Here is a 22,512-nt window from a genome sequence, read left to right as displayed (position 1 = left end):
ATACATATGCCTCCCTTCCGTGGAATGCCCTACCACTATCCTCCCGCTTTCTGTTACCCGCTTACAGAAGTGTGCATGTATATTTTGTTTACCCTATGCTGCATTCATGCATGGAAAAAAGGCCCCGGCAGCGTGGCTTACCTGCTGGGCGGGCTCGGCTTCGGGCTGTTGCTGGAATACGTGAACGTAGCCACCAGCGCAGGTTATGTATATGGAAAGTTTTGGGTGATGTTAGGCGCGGCGCCTAACGACATTCCCTTGTGCATAGGCATGGGCTGGGCGGTGATCATGTACACTGCCAGGCTGGTAACAGATGCTTTTGGCCTGCCCATTTGGGCAGCAGCAGCTATAGATACTCTGCTGGCCATCAATATAGACCTGAGCATGGACGTGGTGGCCTACCGCCTGCACATGTGGCATTGGGATTGGGAAAACCGTGCGGGCATTGAATTTTCGCTCACAGGCCAATGGTTTGGGGTTCCATACGGTAACTTTTACGGCTGGCTGCTGGTGGTATTCTATTACGCTGCCTTTGCCCGCTGGCTGGAAAGATCTTCGCTGCGCCGCTTTTATGTATGGCGCATTTCAACGCCATTATTATCGATCCTGCTTTCACAGGTAGCATTGTATATCTCATTGTTTCCGCTGGCTGACTGGCTCCGGCGGTTCAACGTTACCAGCGCCCACCGTTTTATGGCGCTGCTGATAATTTTCAGCGTTATGGCTGTAGCTGGTTTCCGCAAACGGAGACTTAATGTTACTGTTCATTTACCGCTGGTAACCTGGCTGGTTCCCGCCTGGTTTCACGTTTATTTCATATGCTGGTTTTTTGGCGCCGGCTTTTACAGGGAAAATGGCTGGATGACTTTCTGGAGCGTTACCAGTTTTGCGGCAGGTTTGCTGATACATTGGCTATTGTACCGTTACCTGCATCAAAAAAAGCGGGCGCTGGCGGCGTGATCATTATTTCAGTATTTTTGCACTCTATGTATTTATACATCAAGGCGCTGCATATCATTTTTGTAGTTACCTGGTTTGCCGGGTTGTTTTACATTGTGCGCCTTTTTATATACTACACAGAAGCGCAGGAAAAAGAGGAGCCGGCCCGCAGCATTCTGCAGGAGCAGCTGGGCATCATGATGAAACGTTTATGGTTCGGCATAACATGGCCCTCTGCCGTGCTCACCTTCATTTTCGGGCCATGGATGGTATTTTTGCTGGGTAGTATTCCCGGTTGGCTGTGGGTGAAACTTGCTTTTGTGCTGGGTCTCTATATTTACCATTTTCTTTTGCATGGCATCTACAAAGGGTTGATAAACGGGCGGTTCAAATACAGCTCTACCCAATTGCGCATCTGGAACGAGGTGGCCACCATCTTCCTGGTAGCTATTGTATTTCTGGTAATCCTGAAAAGTCTGCTAAGCACGCTATGGGCATTAGTGGGACTGGTAGTTTTTACGGTCTGTCTCCTGGTGGCCATACGTGTGTACAAGTCCGTCCGCGAAAAAAAGTAACGTTTATTTCTTTTTTCCAACGGTAACCTGGAGTGACGCTCCGGCGGAATACAACTTCACACTCCCTTGCCCAACCCCGCCCAACGGTACTTTCACAAAGGGCTGTATGCCCCAGTTGATCCTTCCGCGGGTTTCCCGCTCATAATTGACGCCCAGGTTCAGCACAGAAAAATAATGGTGGTTATTATTATTGTACTCTCGTGTATACTTGCCGCCGGAGTAGTTGTAATATTCGTACTTTTCTTTTACCATAAAGTAGGATGATGCGCCTGCCATTAGGCTCCAACGGGCCTGGGGCCGGTGCAGGAAAGTGTAGTGCAGGTTCAGCGGTACATCCAGCACATTACAGTCCGCTTCAATTATTTTGTAGTTGGTGGGGTAGTTGCTGCTGTAATCTTTATCCTCAGCGCCGTACAGTTTTTTGGTATAAGAAGCCCCCGTGCTCAGGTAGAAGCTATTGTTGATATGATATTTAATGATCAGTCCGCCACCAAACCCGATGCGCCCATGTTTGAGGGAAGGCACAGTGTTATAGTCCGGGCCAAGTGTGATACCTCCTTCAAAACCACGTTTACGAATTTTCTGCCTGGGCGGGGCCGGCTTCTCAGGGGCAGCAGCGGAGCTGGCAGTATCAGGTATAGCGTTCAAAATTTTATCTTGTTGGGCTGCGGTAACAGCAGGTTTATCCACATTCTCACGCTGTTGTTCCCTTGTTGTGTCAGGCAATTGATTGGTTGCGATATTTGTATAGTTGCCAGCCGCCGGTTTATTCAGGTTTTCATTTCCTTGCAGATTGTCAATCGCGGGTTTGCCAGGCCTGTTGCTGTTTGTATTATTTAAAGGTGCAGCAAATACCGGCTTATTGATGCTGACACCGGCGGTATTGACGGCGGGCACAGCGTCTGCGCTTGACTTATCCACAGTATCCACAGCAGTATTATTGCCGTTGATGTTTCTCCTGCTTGCTTCTTCATTGGCAGGCTTATCTGCAGCCTGTTGTGAAATACTATCGGTAACGGTTATACTATTCCTCGGTTCATTACTTGTAGATGGTGGATGTTGGGAAAACCACCACCAGCCGCCGGCACCCAGAAGAAAAAGCAATCCCAGCCCGCCGGACCACCACCAAAAAGCAGGGCGGCGGCGGTCTGCATCGTCCAGCCGCTTCTTCATTTGGTCCCACGCGGCGGGATCAAATGGTGCTTCTGCATCTTGCAGTTTTTTACGGATGCTATTTTCAAACTGTTCGCTCATTTTCTGATGCTTGCGCCAATTTTGTCGGCGTCTTTGTTTAGGGATGTTAATTCTTCTATCTTCTCTTTCAAAATTCTCTTCGCTTTAAACAAATTGGATTTAGATGTGCCTTCTGAAATACCCAGCATGGCGGCAATTTCCTGGTGCTGAAAACCTTCCATCACGTACAGGTTGAAAACGGTTTTGTAAGCAGGTGGCAGGTTTTGCACCAGAAGGAGTATCTCATCATAGGATAGTTTGTCCAAGGCTTTATCATCTGTAACTCCCAGGTCATAGGCCTGGGAAATGTCTTCAGCGAACGAAATTTTTTTCCGGCTCCGTAAATGGTCAATGGCAGTGTTCGCCATTATTTTACTGAGCCAGCTTTTAAACGGCCGGGAGGTATCGTAAGAATTGATGTGGTTAAAAATTTTCAGGAAGCCATCGTTCAGTATCTCAATCGCCTCATTTTTGTTGCTGGCGTAACGCAAACAGATGGCCATGGCATATCCGAAGAACTGCCGGTAAAGTGCTTCCTGGCTACCGCGCTTCCATTGCCGGCAACCTTCAATGATGTCTGATATGTCGTGCACTCTGTTTTTGTTACGATCCTGACTCTGGCAAACAAATGTTCCACATGGAACTTGTTCTACCAAAAGTTACTCTTCTTTTTTTAATTGTAGTCCGCTCTTTTTCTTTTCTCCACATTTGTACGTGCTGGAAGTAGTACTGGTTGCCTTTCGGTGTTTTTTTGGGTTTAAAAAAGAGACTTTTTAACATTGCGTCCGAAAATCGCATTTTAAAGCCCTTTTTTCGTCGTAAGATCGTTTTTGATACTTAGTATTGGGAACAAGGGAGATCGTGGAAATTTGAGGAGGTGATTTTTGGGGTTATTACTTACTGATTTTCAATATTTTATTAGTTTTTACGTTTGTTCTGCATTTCTCTGTATGAAAAAAGAGGTGCTTTTCTTCGGCACCTCTTTTTTTAACCATTTTAATAAATCACCGGCCCATAAAAACCATGAGTATCTGAACATCACTTGGGTTTACTCCGCTGATGCGACTGGCTTGACCTAAAGTGCGCGGTTTTATTTTCGTGAATTTCTGTCGTGCTTCATTGGAGAGTGAAACCAGTTTGGAATAATCAAAAGTATCTGGTATTACCAGGTCTTCCAGCTGGCTCATTCGTTGTACCAGTTCATTTTCCTTTTCGATGTACACATCGTATTTCACCTGTATTTCCACTTGCTCCAGCACTTCCCGGTTATAACCATTCAGTGCTTTTTCTACTTTCGGCAAACTGTTCTTCATTGAAATAATATCCAGACCAGGGCGGAGCAGCACCTGGTGAGCCCGTTGTTTTTGCGTGAGCGGGGCAGAACCATTTGCTTCCAGCCAGGCGTTGGTTTCTTCCGACTCAAGCGCCAGCTCTTTCAGTACATTTTTTACCTGTTCAACACCGGCAATTTTGGAGCGGGTTTTTTCCATCCTTTCTTCAGATGCCAGGCCAAGACGATAGCTTCTTTCCGTAAGACGAAGGTCTGCATTATCCTGCCGGAGCAGCGTACGGAACTCAGCACGGGAGGTAAACATGCGGTAAGGTTCATCAGTACCCTTATTGATCAGGTCATCTATCAGCACACCAATATAGGCTTCGCTGCGTTTGAGCACCAGGGGTTCCTGTTCTTTTACCTTCAGGTGAGCATTGATACCGGCCATCAATCCCTGGCAGGCAGCTTCCTCATAACCGGTGGTCCCATTAATTTGTCCCGCGAAAAACAGATTTTCCACCTGTTTTGTTTCCAGGGAGAACTTCAGCTGGGTGGGCGGGAAGTAGTCATATTCTATGGCATATCCCGGGCGGAACATCCTCGCATTTTCAAATCCCGGCACCATGCGAAGCGCCTTTTGCTGCACATCTTCCGGCAGTGACGTAGAAAAACCGTTCACGTAGATTTCCACGGTGTTAAAACCTTCCGGTTCTACAAACAACTGGTGCCGGTCCCGCTCCGCAAAACGATTGATCTTGTCTTCAATGCTGGGGCAATAACGGGGGCCAACGCCCTGTATCCGGCCCTGGAACATGGGGGAGCGGTCAAAACCCGTGCGTAACACTTCATGCACAGCTTCGCTGGTATAGGTAATCCAGCAACTTCTTTGCTGGTTGGGATGGATCTTTTCTACATCCATATAAGAAAAGCCGGTCATTTCCTCATCACCTTTCTGCTCTTCCATTTTGGAATAGTCAAGGCTCCGGCCATCTATGCGGGGAGGGGTACCGGTTTTAAGCCGGTCACTTTCAAAACCCAGGGATACCAGCTGTTCTGTGATGCCGGTAGCTGCCTTTTCGGCCACGCGGCCACCTCCAAATTGTTTATCCCCGATGTGGATCACCCCGTTCAGAAAGGTACCGTTGGTAAGCACTACCGCTTTGGCCTCTATATGATGCCCAAGACCGGTAATTACACCGTGGCAGCGGCCACCTTTTACAAGGAGGCCCTTCACCATGTCCTGGTAAAAATCCACATTGAAAGTATTCTCAAGCGCTTCCCTCCATTTGGCAGCAAACAACATGCGGTCACTTTGTGCCCTTGGGCTCCACATGGCGGGGCCTTTACTCCGGTTCAGCATCCTGAACTGTATCATAGACTGGTCTGTAACAATACCGGAATATCCTCCCAGGGCATCTATTTCGCGCACAATCTGCCCTTTGGCAATGCCTCCCATGGCGGGGTTGCAGCTCATTTGGGCTATTGTTTGCATATTCATGGTTACCAGCAACACTCGTGAACCCATATTGGCTGCAGCCGCAGCGGCCTCACAACCGGCATGCCCGGCACCGACAACAATTACATCGTAAGAAGGAAACATACTTGAATTTTGAAAGTGCAAAGTTAAGTATAAAACATGGATGGGAGGGGTGGATTTTGTGAGGAACATCTACTGCAAATAGAGTGGCCGCCGGCCTACCCAAAATTGTTTTCTCTTAAGAAATAACCCAGATGCGATCTTTTTACAATGTTCCACGTGGAACATTCATTAAATCACCCTAAAGACCACTCTTAAAACTAAAAGGAAGATGACAGCAATAATGTTCTACTGTCTATCAAACGCGAAAACACTGACGACGAGGAAGACGCTATTTCCTGGATTTCCACCAGCGGGCCTTTTTCCCTCTACATGCTATAAGGATGAAGAGGTTTACTTCCAATGTCCGTTAACTGTTCTCCAAGTGTCCTTTATAGCAGTTTCGCTACCAAGGTGTTTTTTCACCCTCTCAATCTTTGTAAAACAAAGCCTTCTATCCGGATTACCTTGGATTTCCTTTCACAATAAATGCCCTCTTGAACTACCCTTTCACTTAAGATATCGTTATAAAGACTCGTGCATACCCAATTACTCATTTCAGCCATACCTGGTGAATTTTGTATAGCGGTCATTCTCGTAAAACGGGCGGTGACCGCCTTAGACCATCCGTCGCTTTTGGAGAGCTAAACTTCTGTATATTTCAGTTCCTGCCTGGGAATATCCCCACAGACATTTCAATTATAGTCCAAATAGGCCTGGTGTAGAAGAAGAATAGGCCGATCCAGGGACGGACGGCCTTAGGTATAAGGATCAAATTAGCAATATTGGTCTCCGTTTAAAGCCCAGCATTCCGATCAGATGGCCTGAAACAGTATGCTATACCAGTCTGAAGCTCCATAAAAGGTAGAACAATATGTTACCCAGCATACCGATTCTCTTCGCAACAACAGTTCCCCCTATCCAGAATCAATATTGAAACTATGAACAGACAACCAGAAACCAAATCTCCAAATATGCCCAATTATCTTCAGCCGGCTAATCTTGCGCATATTTCTCATCTTGTATAGTCAAGGGAAATAAGAGTAACGGAATCCAACCTTCAGCATAAAAAACTACCGTAATGGGAGAGAGGCAGTACAAGAAAAACTCCTTCTAACATCCTTGGCAGTTGGCGGACGTCATCCACTAATACCCTTAAATTGTTGGCTCCCTTCAAAAAGCACATACTCTAATAATTCTTCAAATTTATTAGACCCCGCTAAGGCCCCCTAAAACAAAAAGGATGTTCCACGTGGAACATCCTTAGCTATCTTTCAAAATACAATTGTAGATATTCATCCTCCTTTTTCCTCATTAGTGCTTCCTCCTTTTCCGTTTTATCCTTATACCCACACAAATGTAAAGCCCCATGAAATATTACCCGGTGCAATTCGTAGTTTTCACTTACCCCAAAATTCTCTGCATTCTCCTTCACCCGGTCTATGCTGATGTAGATCTCCCCCTCCGTAATTTCAGGATTGGCCGACAACTCAAAGGTCACAATATCGGTATAGGTGTCATGCTGTAGAAATTCCTGGTTGATCTGCAACAGGTATTCGTCCGTGCAAAATACATACTGCAGATTAGCCAGGCCTTGTTCTTCTTTGCGAAATAATTCTGTGATGAATGCTTTTAAACGGGTACGGTCCTTTAGCCCTACCTTAACCTCGTGTGCGGAGAAATATATAGCCATAATGTAAAATTATAGCGAAAATCCCGATCTGCAACGGCCGTTTTTTGCATATTGGCCTTAGTACGATACCTTTGCATTGTAATAGCTGGGGCCTTGGTCACAGACTGGTTTTTAACTCGCTCAATAAATATTTATGATTAAACTTTCGTCTCTTACGATTGGCAAAAGCGCAGTGATCCGGGAATTTGAGAAAAGCGATCTCCATATAAAATTAATGGAAATGGGATGTGTACCGGGAGAAACAGTAAAGATCGAAAAGATTGCCCCCCTCGGTGATCCCATCTGCATTATTGTAGCCGGCTACAATTTAAGCCTCCGCAAAACAGAGGCAGATCACATCTGGGTGGAAGAAGTAGCTATCTAGTTCCAACGTTCAAGATTTTTATAAAGAAGGATGCTCTTGAGTATCCTTTTTTTATTACGCAAATTCCATTGATTATTTGTTGATCCCGCTCCTCAAGCTCATATTTTCATCTCTCTGCCAACTATTCTATTTAACACCGGCTCCTTGTTGTGAACAGTTTCATCGTAGGTAGCCTACAGCAGTTTCTGGCTGTTGAAAAGAGCATTTTTAAGTTCTTAACCTGGTAGGAGAGAAGGTTGGCCGGCACACATGAACAGCCAAATTTGGTAATGCCTCGCCAGTGTCTATCACCGCAAAAAAGTAGTTTATAATATATATTATAATGTATATCAAAAAATTAAATAAATAAAATACCAACTATCTATCAAAACAACAAAAGAAAAAGCTGCCCGCAAGCAGCTTCCCTAATCAGGTAAAAACATGTAATCAAAGTCCCGCTTTGGCACTGATCTCCAGCATACGGTCTATCGGTTTTTTGGCTGCCACCCGCAGAGATTCTTCCATCGTAATTTCCGGCTCTTCATATTCCATACACAGGTACAATTTTTCCAGCGTGTTCAACTTCATATGCGGACAATCATTGCAGGCGCAGGCATTATTCGGCGGCGCCGGTATAAAGGTCTTGGCCGGGTTCTCCTTCTGCATCTGGTGCAAAATGCCTGTTTCTGTTACAACAATATATTCTTGGGCTTCATCACGCTGCGTGAATTTCAGCAAGCCAGTGGTGGAGCCTATAAAATCAGCAATGGCCAGAACCGGTGCTTCACATTCTGGATGTGCAATGATCTTCGCCTTCGGGTGCCGCACTTTCAGCTTTGTGATCTTTTCAAGGCTGAATATTTCGTGCACCATGCATGCCCCGTTCCACAACACCATCTCACGGCCCGTTTTCTTGATCAAATAAGACCCCAGGTTGCGGTCTGGCGCAAAAATGATAGGCTGGTCCTTCGGAACGCTTTCTATGATTTTTTCCGCATTGGAGCTCGTACAAATAATATCGCTGAGCGCCTTGATGCCAGCTGAACAGTTGATATAGGAAATCACAATGTGATCAGGATACTGGTCCCTGAACTTCCTGAACAATTCCGGCGGCGCACTGTCTGCCAGGGAACAGCCCGCCTTCAGGTCCGGCAACAGCACCTTTTTCTGGGGACTAAGAATTTTGGCCGTTTCCGCCATGAAGTGCACACCGGCAAAAACAATAATGTCCGCATCCGTTTTCGCAGCCTGCTGGCTGAGGCCCAGGCTGTCACCTATGTAATCGGCCACGTCCTGAATATCTGGCTCCTGGTAATAATGCGCCAGGATGATGGCGTTCTTTTCCTTTTTAAGCCGCTCTATTTCTGCAAAAAGATCTAGCTGAACATCGACCTCCATATCCAGAAATCCTTTTTTCTGCAAATTTTTTTTTGCTTCCGTTAATGCCGTAATCATACACTATAATTTTTTTTCTTTTTAAAAAAGAAGAAAAGCCCACTACTACTAGGGGTGTGAATATGGGGGAAACTCATTTTCCTGACCATATACAAATGTAGTTGTTATTATTTTTTCTGCCGCTATCCACATGAAATTAACAGCGCATTTTCGCGCTGCTACTGAATTTGAGCGGCTTTATCCACAGTGTTAACAGGGAAACGGGTGAACAACTTTTTAAGGGTGTGTGTATTAAGAAAATGTTAAAACAGGCCGGTTATCCACTTCAGAAATTCCTTGACCAGCTTCCGGAAGAATAACAAATTTAGTTTTACCTACACCGGGTGCTCTCATTTCCCACAAAAAACGGGGTTTACCCCATGGTTATTAACAGGATTTGTGGAAAAAACACCTCACTTCGCTGAAATCTCCTGCGAGAGAAAATTTTTCCATTTCCGCCGGAGGTATTCACAAATTGTTGTGGATTATACGTGCTATATCCTTATTTTGTGGATAACCAAGACCTGCATTTTACTGGTTTCTACACCGGAAACAGCCTAATGACGGACTTTAAACGGGATTTATAACAACCAATACCTGTGCATTAAATTAAACCAATATGTGGAAAAAGTGTGAATGAAGCCAAAAAGCGGGACCTCCAAATACCGCGTAAACCCTTTACTGTATTGGCTTTGGAGCAATTAAAAGCGATTTTGCAGTTACAACTATTTTATTCTATTTTTGCTACCTCTAAAATTTAGACAATATATTATATGTCAGTTATTCAGAAAATCAGGGACAAGTATGCCGTTGTTATCATCGTATTGATATGCCTGGCTATTGTGAGCTTCTTGTTGCAGGACGTATTCTTTGGTTCCAGCCGTATGTTTGGCCAGTCTACTACTGTAGGTAAAGTGAACGGGGAAGAACTGGATTACAGGGAGTACATGCAACGTATTGAAAACTCCCAGAACCGGATGCGCCAGCAAATGCAGGGCGCCAGCCTCGATGAAGAAACACAGCAGTACATCCGTGAGGAAGCCTGGGACCAGTTCCTGCGCGAGCACATTATGAAAGCGCAGTATGAAGAGCTGGGCATTGAGGTAACCCCGGTGGAAATTGCTGACCATATTAATGGTAAGAACCCGCATCCCCTGGTGCTTCAGAATTTCACCAACCCAGAAACCGGCCAGTTTGACCGCAGCATTTTTGACCGCGTGCGGGAAAATGCACGTCAGGACCAGACCGGCGAAGTGAGTGCACAACTGGTGGCTTTTGATAATGCCATTGCAGAATACCAGAAAAACCTTAAATATATTACGCTGGTACACCAGGGCCTGAACTATCCCAAATGGCTGGCTGCGCAACAGGCTGCAGACAACGGCCAGAACGCCACCATCGGGTATGTACAGGTGCCTTACGCTACCATTGCAGACAGCACTATTAAAGTGACCGATGCAGAACTGAATAAGTATATACAGGACAACAAAGCCCGCTTTGAAGTGCCTGAAAGCCGCAAGGTGGAATATGTATCTTTCGATGTAATTCCCACCGCCGCGGATACTGCCGCCGCCATGGCGGAGCTGCTGAAGCTGAAAGCGGAAATGGATACCACTCCGGATATTGCCGGTTTCATCAAACTGAACTCAGACCTGGCTTTCTACGATGGCTATGCTTCCCGTAATGCCATACAGGTGCCTGCAAAAGATTCTATCATTGACCTGCCTGTAGGCGCCATCTATGGCCCTTACCGCGATAATAACGTACTGGTGTTCGCAAAAATGCTGGACCGTAAAACCATGCCTGACACGGTGAAGTTCCGTCAAATAGTGCTGATAGCTCAACCTGGCGCCGACTCTGCGGTTAAGAACCGTGCAGACAGCCTGGAAGCCGCCATCCGCAACGGTGCAGACATTGCAGCGCTGGCTACCCAGTTTTCTGATGATCCCAGCAGCAAACAAACCGGTGGTGAGTACACGCTCAGCCCCAACAGCTACTTTGCCAACGAGCTGAAAGAAGTGAAAGACTTTGTTTTCAGCGGTACCAATGGCCAATTGAAAACCATTAAGCTGGCAGTAGGCGGTTATGCTATTGTGAAGATCACCGAACAGAAGAACTTTGGCCCTGCGCTGAAAATAGCCTACCTGGCCAAACCGGTAGATGCCAGCACTACTACCAGCAGTGACGCTCTGGGGCTTGCCAATGATTTTGCTTCCAAGAACGGCGACCGTAAAACTTTCGAAAAAACGGTACAGGAAAAAGGACTGAACAAACGCATTGCAGATAACATCCAGCCGATGGACTTTGTATTGCCCGGCCTGGGTTCTTCCCGCGAAATTGTAAGCTGGGCTTATAAGGCAGATAAAGGCGATGTGAGCCCCGTGTTCACACTCGAAGATAAATTTGTGGTAGCAGTGCTCACCGGCGTTCGCAATAAGGGTCTGGCCCCGCTTGACGAGGTACGCCCGCAGGTGGAAGCTGAAGTGAAAAAGACCAAAAAAGCAGAACAGATAGCCGCCAAGTTCAAATCACCCGCCAGCCTGGAAGCCGCTGCCGCCGCCACCAACCAGCCGGTACTTACCGCAGAAGGTGTTAACTTCTCCACACCCTTTGTGCCTTCCATGGGCTTTGAGCCCCGTGTAGTTGGCGCTGCTTTCAACAAGGCATGGGGTACTGCAAAAGTGAGCGAGCCTATTCATGGTAACGGTGGTGTGTTTGTAGTGAAGGTGAACAGCTATTCACCCGCTCCGGCTCCCGGAACAGATTATGCACAGCAACGCCAGGCTTACGAGCAGAACCTGAAGCAGGTGGTAGACCAGCAACTGTTCCAGGTACTGAAAAAGAAGAGCAACGTGAAAGACAACCGCGCGGAGTTCTTCACGCAGAACTGATTTTAGAGAAATTACATATAACAAAAGGCCGGGAACTAACCCGGCCTTTTTATTTACGCTTCTGCGGCGCTGCCTGTTCGCCTCCCGCATGACGCTCCCATTACTATTGATTCTGCCGGAATCCGTAAATTTGCAGTATTATGGACGAGATTGTTAATAAAGTTGCGCAAAGCGCGCTTGCCACTATAGACCTGGAAAAGTTCTACCCCGCCGGAGAAACGGTTGTTTTTGACCTGAAAGACCATCTATTCATGGAGCTGATCCTGAAAGAAAAAGACTTCAGGGCGGGCCTGCTGGCGCTTGACTGGGAAGTATACCGCAATAAAAATGTGGCTATTGTTTGTACGGCAGATGCTATTGTACCTATCTGGGCTTATATGCTGGTGGCCAGCTACCTGCAGCCTGTGGCCGCTTTTTATGCCTTCGGGGATGAAGAGTTTATACATAAAACACTCTTCCTTAAAAATATTGCGGCCATTGACCCTCAGCAGTATCAGGACCAGCGGGTGGTTATTAAAGGTTGTGGAGATAAAGCCATTACAGAAGCAGCCTATGTGGAAATTACCCGCCTGCTGCGCCCCGTGGTAAAAAGCATCATGTACGGCGAACCCTGTTCTACAGTACCCGTGTTCAAGAAAAAATAAGCGTCAGAACCAGCCGCGTTTCCGGAATATAAAGATCATGGAAACAAAGATCAGCAGCATTATTCCCAGTACTACAAAGTAGCCATAGGGGCTTCTCAGTTCCGGCATTACGTCGAAGTTCATGCCGTAAATACCGGTAATAACGGTGAGCGGGGCCAGCAGTGTGGTTACAATGGCCAGTACCTTCATCACTTCGTTGAGCTTCTGGTTCATTTGCGCGTGGTACAGCTCCTGCAGGTTCATTACCAGGTCACGGTAGCTTTCCGCCAGGTCATTGGCCTGCACAATATGGTCATATACGTCCTTGAAATATTTCTCTGTATCTTCCACCAGCAGGTCATTCTCCGATTTCATCAACCCGTTCATCAGTTCACGCACCGGTGCAATGGAACGTTTGAACATCAGCATTTCTTTCCGCAGAAAATTGATGCGGCCCAGCGTACGGTTATTGGGCTGGCGTGGAATGATCTCTTCCAGTATCTCAATACGTTCCCCCAGGTGGTCCATCACCACAAAGTAGTTATCAACAATAGTATCCAGCAAGGTGTACAACAGATAGTCCGCGCCCTTTATGCGCAATTTGGTACCGCCGTTGCGCAGCCTCTCCCGTATGGGGTTAAACACGTCCCGGTCAGGATCGTCCTGAAAAGAGATCACTACATTTTTAGCCAGCACCAGGCTGATCTGCTCTATTTCCACGGATGAGCTTTCCGGCCGGAAATATACCATAGGCAGCAGGCAGAAAAGGTTTTCCCGGATCTCGTCCATTTTTGCCCGCTGGCCTTCGCTCAGGATGTCTTCCATGAGCAGGGGGTGTATGTTAAAGTTGTTGCAGATGATTTCCACATCTTCCCGCCGTACCCCGTCTACATTGATCCACTTTACACAGTCTGTTTTGCTGAACCGGAGGCAGCTCTGCACATCGGGCATTACTTCTTCCCGCACGCTTTTTTCATTGTATTCAAACACGGTCACCTTCACGTGATCTACCGGTTTGCGGGAGGTGGTGGCTGTAACCGGGTTAAAGTTCATCAGCCGCTGTTTCTTCACCCTGAACGGGTTGATAGCATCGGGAATGGGCAGTAGTGGGCGTTTGGCCATACCGGTGATTTTTTGCTAAAATAACTTTATTTCAGCATAGAACCATTTTGCCCGCTGCCAATAAAAAAAGCCTCCCGCTGAGGGGAGGCGTACTATTTTAATGGTGGTTGTGGTCAGAATTTGGGAAGATCTATATCTGGTTGCCGGCCCAGGGCGGGACGTTCAAACACATCGCCGGCCTTTGCATCTGCAGGCGTGAAACCGGCCGTCCATAAATAGAACATACCGTTTTCCGAACCGCCGCCAAAGTCAAGCCGGTCTTTGGCGCGGGCCGTAGCATCGTTGCTGAAGCGGGCTTTGGTCAGCTCTATCCACTCCCCTGTACTGGTTTTGATCCAGTGGTTGCCGAAGTAGCCTTTGCGGTACAGGTAGCCGTTCTCAAAACTGAAATTTTCAAGGAAGGAATAGAGGCGGCTCATGTACTTACCGTCTTTCGGCGCGCGGAAGCTGGCTATCAGCTTCCATTCCCTGTGTTCCGGAACATAGAAATAGGCAGTGTACTGTGTATTGGTGCCGGAAGGCACCGCATGCATTAGGAAGCGGTAAGTTTCACCGGCTTTCCAGTTGTACACCCAATGGCTGTGGCCGCCCGTGCCTTCGCCGCCAAAACCGTGGGCCACAACGCTGTCTCCCTTAGCCAGCAGCGTTACCTGGTCTTCATAACGCACCTTGGCCCTGTCATCCGGCTCCTTGCCGGAATCCCACACCGAAAAAATGATGCGGCGTTCACTAGGACCGTTTACCTGCATGCCGAAGTAGCCGCGGTGCCAGCCGCATGACATGAAGTAGGTGCCCAGTTTGTCTTGCCCTTCGGGCACTTTTATTTCACCATAGAACCATTCTACTTCTTTGCCTTCCGGCGGGCTATAGTTTAGATGTACGGAAGCGGAGCGGCGCCATGGTTTGGGATTGAACTGTATGTCTTTGGTGGCGGTACCTTGAAGGCTGATGCCTTTGACATCCGCGTATACAGCTCCTTGTTTTTCCAGGCCTTTAAGAGAAATGGTGTAGAAGCCCGGCTTCTTCAGCTTAGTTTGCAGCACCGGAATTTCCGTATAGCCGGTGCTGTTAGGAACTGTAACGATCTTTTCCGTGCCGTTGAGAGATACCCTTATTTTGGACAGACCATCACTTTTGGCCTGCAGCATCAATTTGAGGGAGCCGGTATTGGCCGCGTGAAAATAGAAGTTGACGGCGTTGGTGCTATCTGTCCATTTCACTACACCGTTGCGGGAAGATACATCCACCCCTTTTTCTTCCGGCACGGCGTAAGCCGTAAAGCCGGGTAAAACCACTGGCCCCTGTTGGGCTTTGGTTATGGGCGCGCCTGCCAGCAAAGCCAGCAGCATCAAAGAGTAGCCTGATCTTATCATAAACATTGCAAATTGAAGTACACAAATAAAATCTTCCGGCGCGGTTGATGCAATGCCGCGCCGGAAAAAGTGACAATTTACTGAGAAAGAGGCTGGTTTCAGGGGGTGAGAATGGTGCAATTGCACCAGTTGACATAAATAAGAGAGAACACCCTTACCAGGCGGGGCACTTCTTTTTCCGCCGCATGGGTGATGTCATGTATGCACAACGATCTTACCACGCCGTTCTCTTCCAGCCCGTAGTAGCAGCCGGCGGCGGTAGAAAGGGCAAAGCCGTGCTTCACAAAGCCGGGTTGATCCTGTATGGCAATGCTGCCAATGATGTTGCTTTTGAGGAAGGTTTTCAGTTCAAAAAGCGGAATGAAAAGCTCCGGAGAGCCCACCTGCCGGCGGGTGTATAAACGGTGATATTGCCGCATGCCTTCAGCAAATACCCTGCTGTGGTTAATGCGTACATCCTTGATCTCATCCATCTCCTCTCCAACGGCGCACAGCTTGCTGATGTTGATAAACTCTGCCTGCCGCCAGTCGTTCCCGGAAAGGGTCACCGTAAAATCCGGGTAAGCGGGTAAATTGGTCATAGGAGGGCGTTCATCGGAAACGGTAGGTAGGGTAAACCAGGTATCCATATGGAACACATCACTTTACCCGAATATATGACGAATTTTTGTTAAATTTTAGGTCTTTCGTGTAAAATTTGCCTTATTTCTTCCGTTTGGCCTTTTTGTAGGTGATCTTCACGTTGGCCACACCGGCGCGGGTCATATTCAGGCGGCTGGCGGCCTTGCGGGAAAGATCTATGATACGCCCTGCTACGAAGGGGCCGCGGTCATTGATCCTTACCTTGGTGGTGCGGCCATTGTCAAGGTTGGTAACTTTCACTTTGGTGCCAAAAGGCAGGGTGCGGTGGGCGGCCGTCATTTTCCGCTGGCGGAACGTTTCGCCGTTGGCGGTTTTGCGGCCCTGGAATTTGTCTGCATAATAAGAGGCCTTGCCGGCTTCCGTTACCTTGCGGGCGCAGGAAGAGGCACAAAACAGGGTGGCGGCCAGCAGAACATAACGGAACATATTGCGTAGTGTCATAAGCTGATCTCTTAAAGCGGCATTTCCATAATGGCATCGTTCATAAAAAACCCGTTGCCAATGTCTATATCTTCTTCCCCTGTTTTGGAGAAGCCGATGCGTTCGTAGAAACCGGTGGCTTTGTTGTGGCGGTTCACATTGAGTGAAAGCCGCTGCATGCCAGCTTCGCGGGCAATGCGCGCCACTTCGTTAATAAGGGCTTTGCCCACTTGCCTGCCCTGCATGGAAGGAAGGATGTATATTTTGTGCAGCTTGGAAACCGGCTGCTGTTTGTAATTCAGCTCATACGCCGCAAAGCCGCCGAAGGTGCCGTCTACATCGGCCAGTAGAAAAACGTGGCCTTTCTCTGCGGTTTGCTGCTGCAGCGCGGCTGGACTGTACATCATGCTCAGCATATATTCTATCTGCGAAGCCGTCAGAATTTCCCGGAAAGTATGCGGCCAGGTAACCAGCGCAATTTCACGGACAATCTGCAACTGCTCCGGCCCGGCGGTAATGATTTTCAGCATGCCGCAATTTACGGAAAAACAAAGAGGTGCCTTGTTTGTTATTCTACAAAAAAAGGATGCGGTCTCTTCTTTTTGTATTACTGACTTCCCTTTGTCTGCCTTTGCAAGCCCAGTTGAAGCCCGGCTTTGATGCAGATGAATATGACCAGCTGATGCGGTTGCCTTACAATGTTGATAGCCCTGCTGTAGAAAAGGCAGTTCCCGGTTTTACGCTTTTATACGTTTCTCCGGAGGTAGGTTTTTATAACCGCTGGAGCTTGTGGAAGCGGAGTGACAATGTGGGTGTTATACGGATACGTGGTACGGTGGGCAAGCTGGAAAGCTGGCTGGCCAACTTCTACGCCGCCATGGTGCCTGCGCAGGGTACGCTGCGGCTGACAGACAGCACCACTTTTACCTACAAGCTGGCAAAAGATACCGCCAAAGCATACGTACATGTTGGCTGGACGGCCGCACTGGGCTATATGGCGGCAGACATGGTGGCGCATATCAAAGAAATGTACGCCGCAGGCACCAAAGAGTTTATAGTAATGGGCCACAGCCAGGGAGGCGCCATTGCCTTCCTGGCCCGCTCTTACCTGCAATATTGTGAAGAGCTGCCGCATGATATCCGTTATAAAACTTACTGCAGCGCCGCACCCAAGCCAGGTAACCTTTATTATGCATACGACTTTGATAACCTGACCCGCAACGGATGGGGCTTCCGTGTGGTGAACAGCGGTGACTGGGTGCCGGAAACCCCCTTATCCCTGCAAACGGTGAATGATTTTAATGACCCGAACCCGTTTACCAACATCAAGGGAGAATTGAACAAACAAAAATTCTTTGTGCGGCTGTACGGCAAAATGTTGTACAACAAGTTAACACGCACTACCAACCGGTCAGTGAAAAGGTTCCGGAAATACCTGGGCGGGTTTGTATACAAATTGTCTTCCAGACATCTGCCCGGCTTTCAGCAGCCAGCTTATGTGTTCAGCAACAATTACATGACGGCGGGTACGCCTATAGTATTGCTGGCGGATGAAGAATACTACCGCCGCTTCACGTTTGACGGCAAGAACATTTTTATACACCACGGCCTGGAGCCGTACCTGTACCTTTTGCGGAAGCACTACAAGGTTCAGGACTGAATGCGGGAGAAAAGAGAGGGATATTCTATCACTACGCCATCTTCATCTACCAGCAGTTCCGCCTTGAAATCCCTGAACACTCCTTCGTACAGGTAAGTGTTTTCAGCAAGGCGGGTATAAAACTGTTCTACCGGCTTCACTTCATTTTTAAGTACGTTGATGTACAATACATCCAGGTGGTGTTTCTCCCCGGTTGGCAGTTTGAGCCTGTTGATAGGCAGGGTGTTGGTGAACGGTGTGAGAGAAATGTCTATATCTATGCAGTGTTCCCATTCCGGGCGGGCATGGCCGCTTTGTGTCCATTTACCGTCAGGGTCGCGCTGAATGGAGATCCATGTGCATTCGCCGCCTTTTTCTATGGCCATTTCAAGGGCGGCCACCTGCCAGGCGCTGTCTGTCACAATATCGTAGTTAACGGAAAACGGCTCGTCTTCCCCGAAGCCTACAATTGTGCCGTCTATTCGTATATCCGTTTCTGTTGTTTCAATATTGCAGTACTCCATCATCTGGTAATACAGCCCTTTCCAGACAATCTGTTTTCTCATATACATTTATTGATTGCTGTTAAAGGTATCTCCCTGGTTGATGTCTCCCGTCTGGAAACCTTTTTTGAACCAGTACACGCGCTGGGCGGAGGTACCGTGTGTAAAGGCATCGGGCACCACATAGCCGCGTGATTGTTGCTGCAGGCGGTCATCCCCAATGGCATTGGCGGCATTGAGCGCTTCTTCAATATCTCCCGGTTCTATAATGCCGGCCATCTGCTGCGTATGGTGCGCCCATACGCCGGCCAGGAAGTCTGCCTGCAGCTCCAGCTTGACAGACAGCTTGTTATACTCCGTTTCACTAAGGCGGCCACGCATGCGCTGCACCTTTTCGGAAATGCCCAGCAGGTTCTGTACATGGTGACCCACTTCATGGGCTATCACGTACGCCATGGCAAAGTCTCCCGGCGCGTTGAGGTTGTTTTTCAGCTCATCGTAAAAAGAAAGGTCTATGTACACCTGCTGGTCTGCCGGGCAATAAAAAGGGCCAGAGGCGCTGGTGGCATTGCCGCAGGCAGACTGTACCATTTCAGTGAAAAGCACCAGCCGGGGCTCCTTGTACTGCTGGTTGTTTTCAGAAAATATCTTGTTCCAGACATCTTCAGTTTCCGCCAATACTATCTTCACAAATTTAGCCGCTTCATCTTCCCGGGCCTGCTCTTCAGGAGACATTTGCCGCTGGGCCGCGCCGGGTTGGGTGTTCATTACCTGGGAGGGGTCTCCGCCAAGAAAATAGACAAGCAGCGCAATTACTATGGCGCCAATGCCGCCTCCGGCAACAAGCCCGCCACGGCTTCCACGGCGATCTTCAACATTGCCGCTTTCACGGCGTCCTTGCCAACGCATAAGGTTTGAGGTTTTAGTTAGTTACCCTAAATTTAAATAAAAATATACTGGCCGGAAAATATTGTAACTTTATTACCGGGCAGATCAACAATTGTATTGTTCTATATTCGTTTTTGATCTATCCTTAGCTTAGGAAGATATGCACCTGCAACTTAACCCTACACCTGACACTGATAACATGAGATCAGTAAAAAACAGAAATCCCCCTATTGTCCGCAAGCTGAAAACCCTATTCAGGCGGCTCATAAAGGCGGGTACCGCGGAACTGAAAGACGAGGAGGCCATTGCCCGTGTGGTGATGGTCAACAAGCTCAGCCTGGCTTTCGGCGGCGTTATTCTTATCATTGCCCCGGTTATGCTGTGGTTCCTGAACGGCATGCCGTCTATTTTTATTGCCATTTCGGCAGAGTTCGTGATCAACTGCAGCGTTATCTATCTCAACCACCGGCGCCGGTACAAAGCGGCCAGCCTGGTGCTCTATTTCCTGCAATGCATGGCCATTGTGTATTTCGGCTTTTTGCTAGGCAAGCTGCTGCAGCTGCAGTTCACCATCGTTTTTTTGCTCTCCATCATTTACCTCATTTTTAAAGAAGACCTGCTGCGCAGAATAGCGTTCATTTCCGCGCTGGTGGTGCTGGCCCTGCTGGAAGCTTCCTATTATTTTCACGATACGGAGTCAGTTATCCCCATCAGTACCAACACCGCCTATGTTATACACCTGCTGGTAGTGCTGGCCGTACTGTATATTATTGTAGTAGTGAGCAAACCCTACGTGAGAAGCAATGATATTAACGCCGAACTGAAGCGGGCCAATGATTTCAAGCGGGTGTTCGTGTACCAGGTGATCCACGAAATGCGCACGCCGCTGAACGCCATCTTCGGCGTGGCGCAGCTGCTGAAGAAGGAGATCAGGCTGAACGATGAGCTGAAACCTGTAGAACCGCTGACAGACCAGCTGCTGGCCGCCAGCAATAACGCGCGGAACATCATTAATGACGTGATGGACATGGCGCAGATAGAATCAGGACAAACGGAGCAGGTAAGCGAAAATGTTTTCTGGCTGAAGCTGTTCTTTGCGCATGCCATAGAAATGAACAAGGTAGTGGCCCGCAGCCGGCATATGCAGCTGCGGCTCAGCATAGAGCATATGCCCGAGATCATTGTGGGAGACTCGCTCAAGCTGATACAGGTAACTACCAACCTGCTGGCCAACGCCATCAAATACGGGGAGAAAGGCAGTGTGGTGCTGTTAAAGATCACCGGGTATAAAAAGACCTGGAGCATTTCAGTTATTAATGACGGGCCGGGCATTGCACCGGAGAAACTGGCGGTGATATTTGACCCCTTCGTAACAGACAAAAGGAAATATACGGAAGGCACCGGCCTGGGGCTTTACATTGTAAAGAACAAGGTGGAGGCCATGGGCGGTACCGTGGGGGTGGAAAGCTTGCCGGGGAAACAGACTGTTTTTACGGCCACATTGCCGTTGCTGGAAGGGCGGGAAGAAGATATTCCCGCGGAAGAAAGACAGCCGGAAGTATCAGACCTCCAGGATGTCAACGTGTTCATTGCGGAAGACAATGAGCTGAACGCCCTGCTGCTCAGCCGGCTGCTGAAGCAGATAGGCTGCAACGTATCTGTTGCCCACAACGGGCTGGAGCTGCTGCAACTGGCGGAGAAAGACACGCCAGACGTGGTGATACTGGATTATCATATGGACGTAATGGATGGCGAAGAAACGCTCCGTTACCTGAAAAACGACCCGCAGTTAAGAGAAATTCCTGTAATAGTCGCCACCGGCGATGCTTTCCTTGACTCCCGCGAGGCCCTGGAGGCCGCGGGAGCAGACGCTTTCATTGAAAAACCGATAGACCACAGAAGGCTGCTGCAGCTGCTGCAAAAACATTTGCACCGTAACAATGAGGAGTTACAGGAATAAGGACTTGTTTGCTTAAGCTGCAGGTACTTTTTCCGGAGTTGTCAGCAGGGTTTCTTCCCAGATAGATTCAGGGTGTTTGTACCGTTGTGTGTATACCTGCCACATCCAGCTGGCCTGCACGCCTCTTTCCAGTCCGGCCAGGTGTACCTCCATGAGCGCGGCCTGTTCGGGGAAGCTGCCTTGCAGCGAGGCGCAGCGGTTGCGCACGGTATCAAGCAGCTGCACGTATTCTACCAGCAGTTCCCGCACCAGGGCGGCGGCATGGTAAATTACCTGGAAGAGGGACAGCTCTGGTTCGTTCAGGGCAATGACCATCAGCAGGTTGGAATCTGCGCCGTTCTGTATCACTTCCTTTTCAAAGGAGAACAGGTCATTGGAAAGCGCGCCGAAAGCGGCCGTTACCCAATGCAGCCTTTCCAGCTCCTGGTCTATGCCCGCCTGCCGGAGCCAGTTCCAGTCAAGAAATAGCCCGTCTCCATACTCTACCCAGAGCACAATATGATGCATGCCGGAAAGATGGCAGCGCAGGTCTATGTACTCGTCTACCGTCTGGATACGGCCCATGGCCGCGGCGTTGTTATCCCGGTGGGTAATGGCCAGGTGATAGTTGTACAGGCGGTGGAATTTTGTGAACCACTCCGCCGGGGAGGTGTCCCTGAAATTGCGCAACACCTCGATGTTGGCCCTTTCCATGTCAGGCGCTGAGGCCGGGATGCGCAGGTGCGGATCATACTTGCCCATGCGCTGGATGATCTGTTTGGCCTCCCGTTGTTGCTCTGCGGAAAGCTGGTGGAAAACGTCGCGGCCCATCACATCGTTCAGGTAAAAATCGATAGTCAGGTTCTTCATCATGTTGAGCATACGGTGAGGCTCCGCACTGGGATACAGGAAAAGAGCGCAGGTGATGTGATGCCTGGCATTGTCAAGCCAAACGCCGTATTGTTCCCCAAAGGCTTTGGCTGTTTTGCGCAGTTCGTCGCTTTGCGGGTGGGGGCTGAACTCCTGGCAATATTCATCCAGGCGGAAAGCGCCATGGTTAAAGAGCTCCTGCAGGGAAAAGGTGGTGGTCCTGCTGAGAAAGGCATACTCTTTCCTGATTTTCTCTAGGGTAGCGGCAGTAGTGTTGCTGAGTGCTTTGTGTGGCATAACTTGGTAAATTAAAGTGAAGAAAAAAGGTGATAGAGATATTCATCACTAAAAAGTTACGCACTTTCATCCGCATGTGACAGGGCCAGCTAATATGTTGATTTAGCTTAAATTATATGCATTTGATCTGCTGTTTGGCAGCAGTGGAGAAATTTATCAACAAAGAGTTTTCCACATAGGCAGGCACAAAAAAAGGCCGGGTAAAAACCCGGCCCGGCTGAAGGTTACAACAAAATCTA

Annotated in this window: 20 protein-coding genes; 7 read left to right on the top strand and 13 right to left on the bottom strand. The window is 48.5% G+C overall.

The window, feature by feature from the left end; genetic code table 11:
* Window positions 1–6 precede the first annotated feature (6 nt).
* Together ABDW36_RS03460 and ABDW36_RS03455 are read left to right on the top strand one after the other, a co-directional pair.
* Window positions 7–960 (top strand): carotenoid biosynthesis protein, encoded by a 954-nt coding sequence (locus ABDW36_RS03460; protein WP_343700482.1) that lies wholly within the window; start codon window positions 7–9, stop codon window positions 958–960.
* 26 nt (window positions 961–986) lie between these two features.
* Window positions 987–1,514: a CopD family protein gene (locus tag ABDW36_RS03455; RefSeq protein ID WP_343700481.1), complete on the top strand. Its 528-nt coding sequence runs from the start codon at window positions 987–989 to the stop codon at window positions 1,512–1,514.
* Window positions 1,515–1,517: 3 nt separating this feature from the next.
* Here the strand turns inward: ABDW36_RS03455 and ABDW36_RS03450 are convergent, their stop codons facing one another.
* From ABDW36_RS03450 to ybeY, 4 genes are all read right to left on the bottom strand, one after another.
* Window positions 1,518–2,768 carry a porin family protein gene (locus ABDW36_RS03450; RefSeq protein ID WP_343700480.1) on the bottom strand — a complete coding sequence of 417 codons (1,251 nt, stop codon included), beginning with the start codon at window positions 2,766–2,768 and terminating at the stop codon, window positions 1,518–1,520.
* Window positions 2,765–3,403 carry an RNA polymerase sigma factor gene (locus ABDW36_RS03445; protein ID WP_343700479.1) on the bottom strand — a complete coding sequence of 213 codons (639 nt, stop codon included), beginning with the start codon at window positions 3,401–3,403 and terminating at the stop codon, window positions 2,765–2,767. Before ABDW36_RS03445 ends, ABDW36_RS03450 begins: the two co-directional genes overlap by 4 nt.
* 348 nt (window positions 3,404–3,751) lie before the next feature.
* Entirely contained in the window at window positions 3,752–5,620 is a 1,869-nt protein-coding gene (gene mnmG, locus ABDW36_RS03440; protein ID WP_343700478.1) for a tRNA uridine-5-carboxymethylaminomethyl(34) synthesis enzyme MnmG, read from the bottom strand.
* 1,243 nt (window positions 5,621–6,863) lie between these two features.
* Window positions 6,864–7,289, bottom strand: a complete 426-nt coding sequence (ybeY, locus tag ABDW36_RS03435; protein ID WP_343700477.1) for an rRNA maturation RNase YbeY — start codon at window positions 7,287–7,289, stop codon at window positions 6,864–6,866.
* Between the two features lie 133 nt (window positions 7,290–7,422).
* Here ybeY and ABDW36_RS03430 point away from each other — a divergent pair, with 133 nt between their 5' ends.
* Window positions 7,423–7,653 carry a FeoA family protein gene (locus tag ABDW36_RS03430; RefSeq protein ID WP_343700476.1) on the top strand — a complete coding sequence of 77 codons (231 nt, stop codon included), beginning with the start codon at window positions 7,423–7,425 and terminating at the stop codon, window positions 7,651–7,653.
* Window positions 7,654–8,079: 426 nt separating this feature from the next.
* On the opposite strand, the gene nadA is transcribed toward ABDW36_RS03430, so the two are convergent.
* The gene (nadA, locus tag ABDW36_RS03425; protein WP_343700475.1) at window positions 8,080–9,087 is read right to left on the bottom strand and encodes a quinolinate synthase NadA; all 1,008 of its coding nucleotides are present in this window, start codon (window positions 9,085–9,087) and stop codon (window positions 8,080–8,082) included.
* 752 nt (window positions 9,088–9,839) lie between these two features.
* Between nadA and ABDW36_RS03420 the strand changes: the two genes are divergently transcribed.
* Together ABDW36_RS03420 and ABDW36_RS03415 are read left to right on the top strand one after the other, a co-directional pair.
* Window positions 9,840–11,957, top strand: coding sequence for a SurA N-terminal domain-containing protein (locus ABDW36_RS03420; RefSeq protein WP_343700474.1), 2,118 nt, complete (start codon window positions 9,840–9,842; stop codon window positions 11,955–11,957).
* 140 nt (window positions 11,958–12,097) lie between these two features.
* Window positions 12,098–12,601 (top strand): DUF2480 family protein, encoded by a 504-nt coding sequence (locus ABDW36_RS03415; protein WP_343700473.1) that lies wholly within the window; start codon window positions 12,098–12,100, stop codon window positions 12,599–12,601.
* A 3-nt stretch (window positions 12,602–12,604) separates the two neighbouring features.
* Here the strand turns inward: ABDW36_RS03415 and corA are convergent, their stop codons facing one another.
* The 5 genes from corA to ABDW36_RS03390 form a co-directional block, all read right to left on the bottom strand.
* A complete protein-coding gene (gene corA, locus ABDW36_RS03410) occupies window positions 12,605–13,702 on the bottom strand; it encodes a magnesium/cobalt transporter CorA (protein WP_343700472.1) in 1,098 nt (365 codons plus the stop codon).
* Window positions 13,703–13,815: 113 nt separating this feature from the next.
* Window positions 13,816–15,075, bottom strand: coding sequence for a DUF3472 domain-containing protein (locus tag ABDW36_RS03405; RefSeq protein WP_343700471.1), 1,260 nt, complete (start codon window positions 15,073–15,075; stop codon window positions 13,816–13,818).
* A 98-nt stretch (window positions 15,076–15,173) separates the two neighbouring features.
* Window positions 15,174–15,656 carry a hypothetical protein gene (locus ABDW36_RS03400; RefSeq protein ID WP_343700470.1) on the bottom strand — a complete coding sequence of 161 codons (483 nt, stop codon included), beginning with the start codon at window positions 15,654–15,656 and terminating at the stop codon, window positions 15,174–15,176.
* Between the two features lie 121 nt (window positions 15,657–15,777).
* Window positions 15,778–16,158 carry a septal ring lytic transglycosylase RlpA family protein gene (locus tag ABDW36_RS03395; RefSeq protein ID WP_343700469.1) on the bottom strand — a complete coding sequence of 127 codons (381 nt, stop codon included), beginning with the start codon at window positions 16,156–16,158 and terminating at the stop codon, window positions 15,778–15,780.
* An 11-nt stretch (window positions 16,159–16,169) separates the two neighbouring features.
* Window positions 16,170–16,667, bottom strand: a complete 498-nt coding sequence (locus ABDW36_RS03390; protein WP_343700468.1) for a GNAT family N-acetyltransferase — start codon at window positions 16,665–16,667, stop codon at window positions 16,170–16,172.
* Between the two features lie 101 nt (window positions 16,668–16,768).
* Here ABDW36_RS03390 and ABDW36_RS03385 point away from each other — a divergent pair, with 101 nt between their 5' ends.
* Entirely contained in the window at window positions 16,769–17,797 is a 1,029-nt protein-coding gene (locus ABDW36_RS03385; RefSeq protein WP_343700467.1) for a lipase family protein, read from the top strand.
* Here ABDW36_RS03385 and ABDW36_RS03380 read toward each other — a convergent pair.
* Both ABDW36_RS03380 and ABDW36_RS03375 read right to left on the bottom strand, forming a co-directional pair.
* Window positions 17,788–18,342, bottom strand: a complete 555-nt coding sequence (locus ABDW36_RS03380; RefSeq protein WP_343700466.1) for a putative glycolipid-binding domain-containing protein — start codon at window positions 18,340–18,342, stop codon at window positions 17,788–17,790. The two genes, ABDW36_RS03385 and ABDW36_RS03380, sit on opposite strands and share 10 nt — an antisense overlap.
* 6 nt (window positions 18,343–18,348) lie before the next feature.
* Window positions 18,349–19,188, bottom strand: a complete 840-nt coding sequence (locus ABDW36_RS03375; RefSeq protein ID WP_343700465.1) for a neutral zinc metallopeptidase — start codon at window positions 19,186–19,188, stop codon at window positions 18,349–18,351.
* 178 nt (window positions 19,189–19,366) lie between these two features.
* Here ABDW36_RS03375 and ABDW36_RS03370 point away from each other — a divergent pair, with 178 nt between their 5' ends.
* Window positions 19,367–21,127 (top strand): hybrid sensor histidine kinase/response regulator, encoded by a 1,761-nt coding sequence (locus ABDW36_RS03370; RefSeq protein ID WP_343700464.1) that lies wholly within the window; start codon window positions 19,367–19,369, stop codon window positions 21,125–21,127.
* Window positions 21,128–21,139: 12 nt separating this feature from the next.
* Here the strand turns inward: ABDW36_RS03370 and ABDW36_RS03365 are convergent, their stop codons facing one another.
* Window positions 21,140–22,273 carry a hypothetical protein gene (locus tag ABDW36_RS03365; protein WP_343700463.1) on the bottom strand — a complete coding sequence of 378 codons (1,134 nt, stop codon included), beginning with the start codon at window positions 22,271–22,273 and terminating at the stop codon, window positions 21,140–21,142.
* Between the last annotated feature and the right edge of the window lie 239 nt (window positions 22,274–22,512).

The sequence above is a fragment of the Chitinophaga sp. genome (genome assembly GCF_039596455.1).
Taxonomy (GTDB): domain Bacteria; phylum Bacteroidota; class Bacteroidia; order Chitinophagales; family Chitinophagaceae; genus Chitinophaga.
This window is presented reverse-complemented; position numbering and strand designations above follow the sequence as displayed.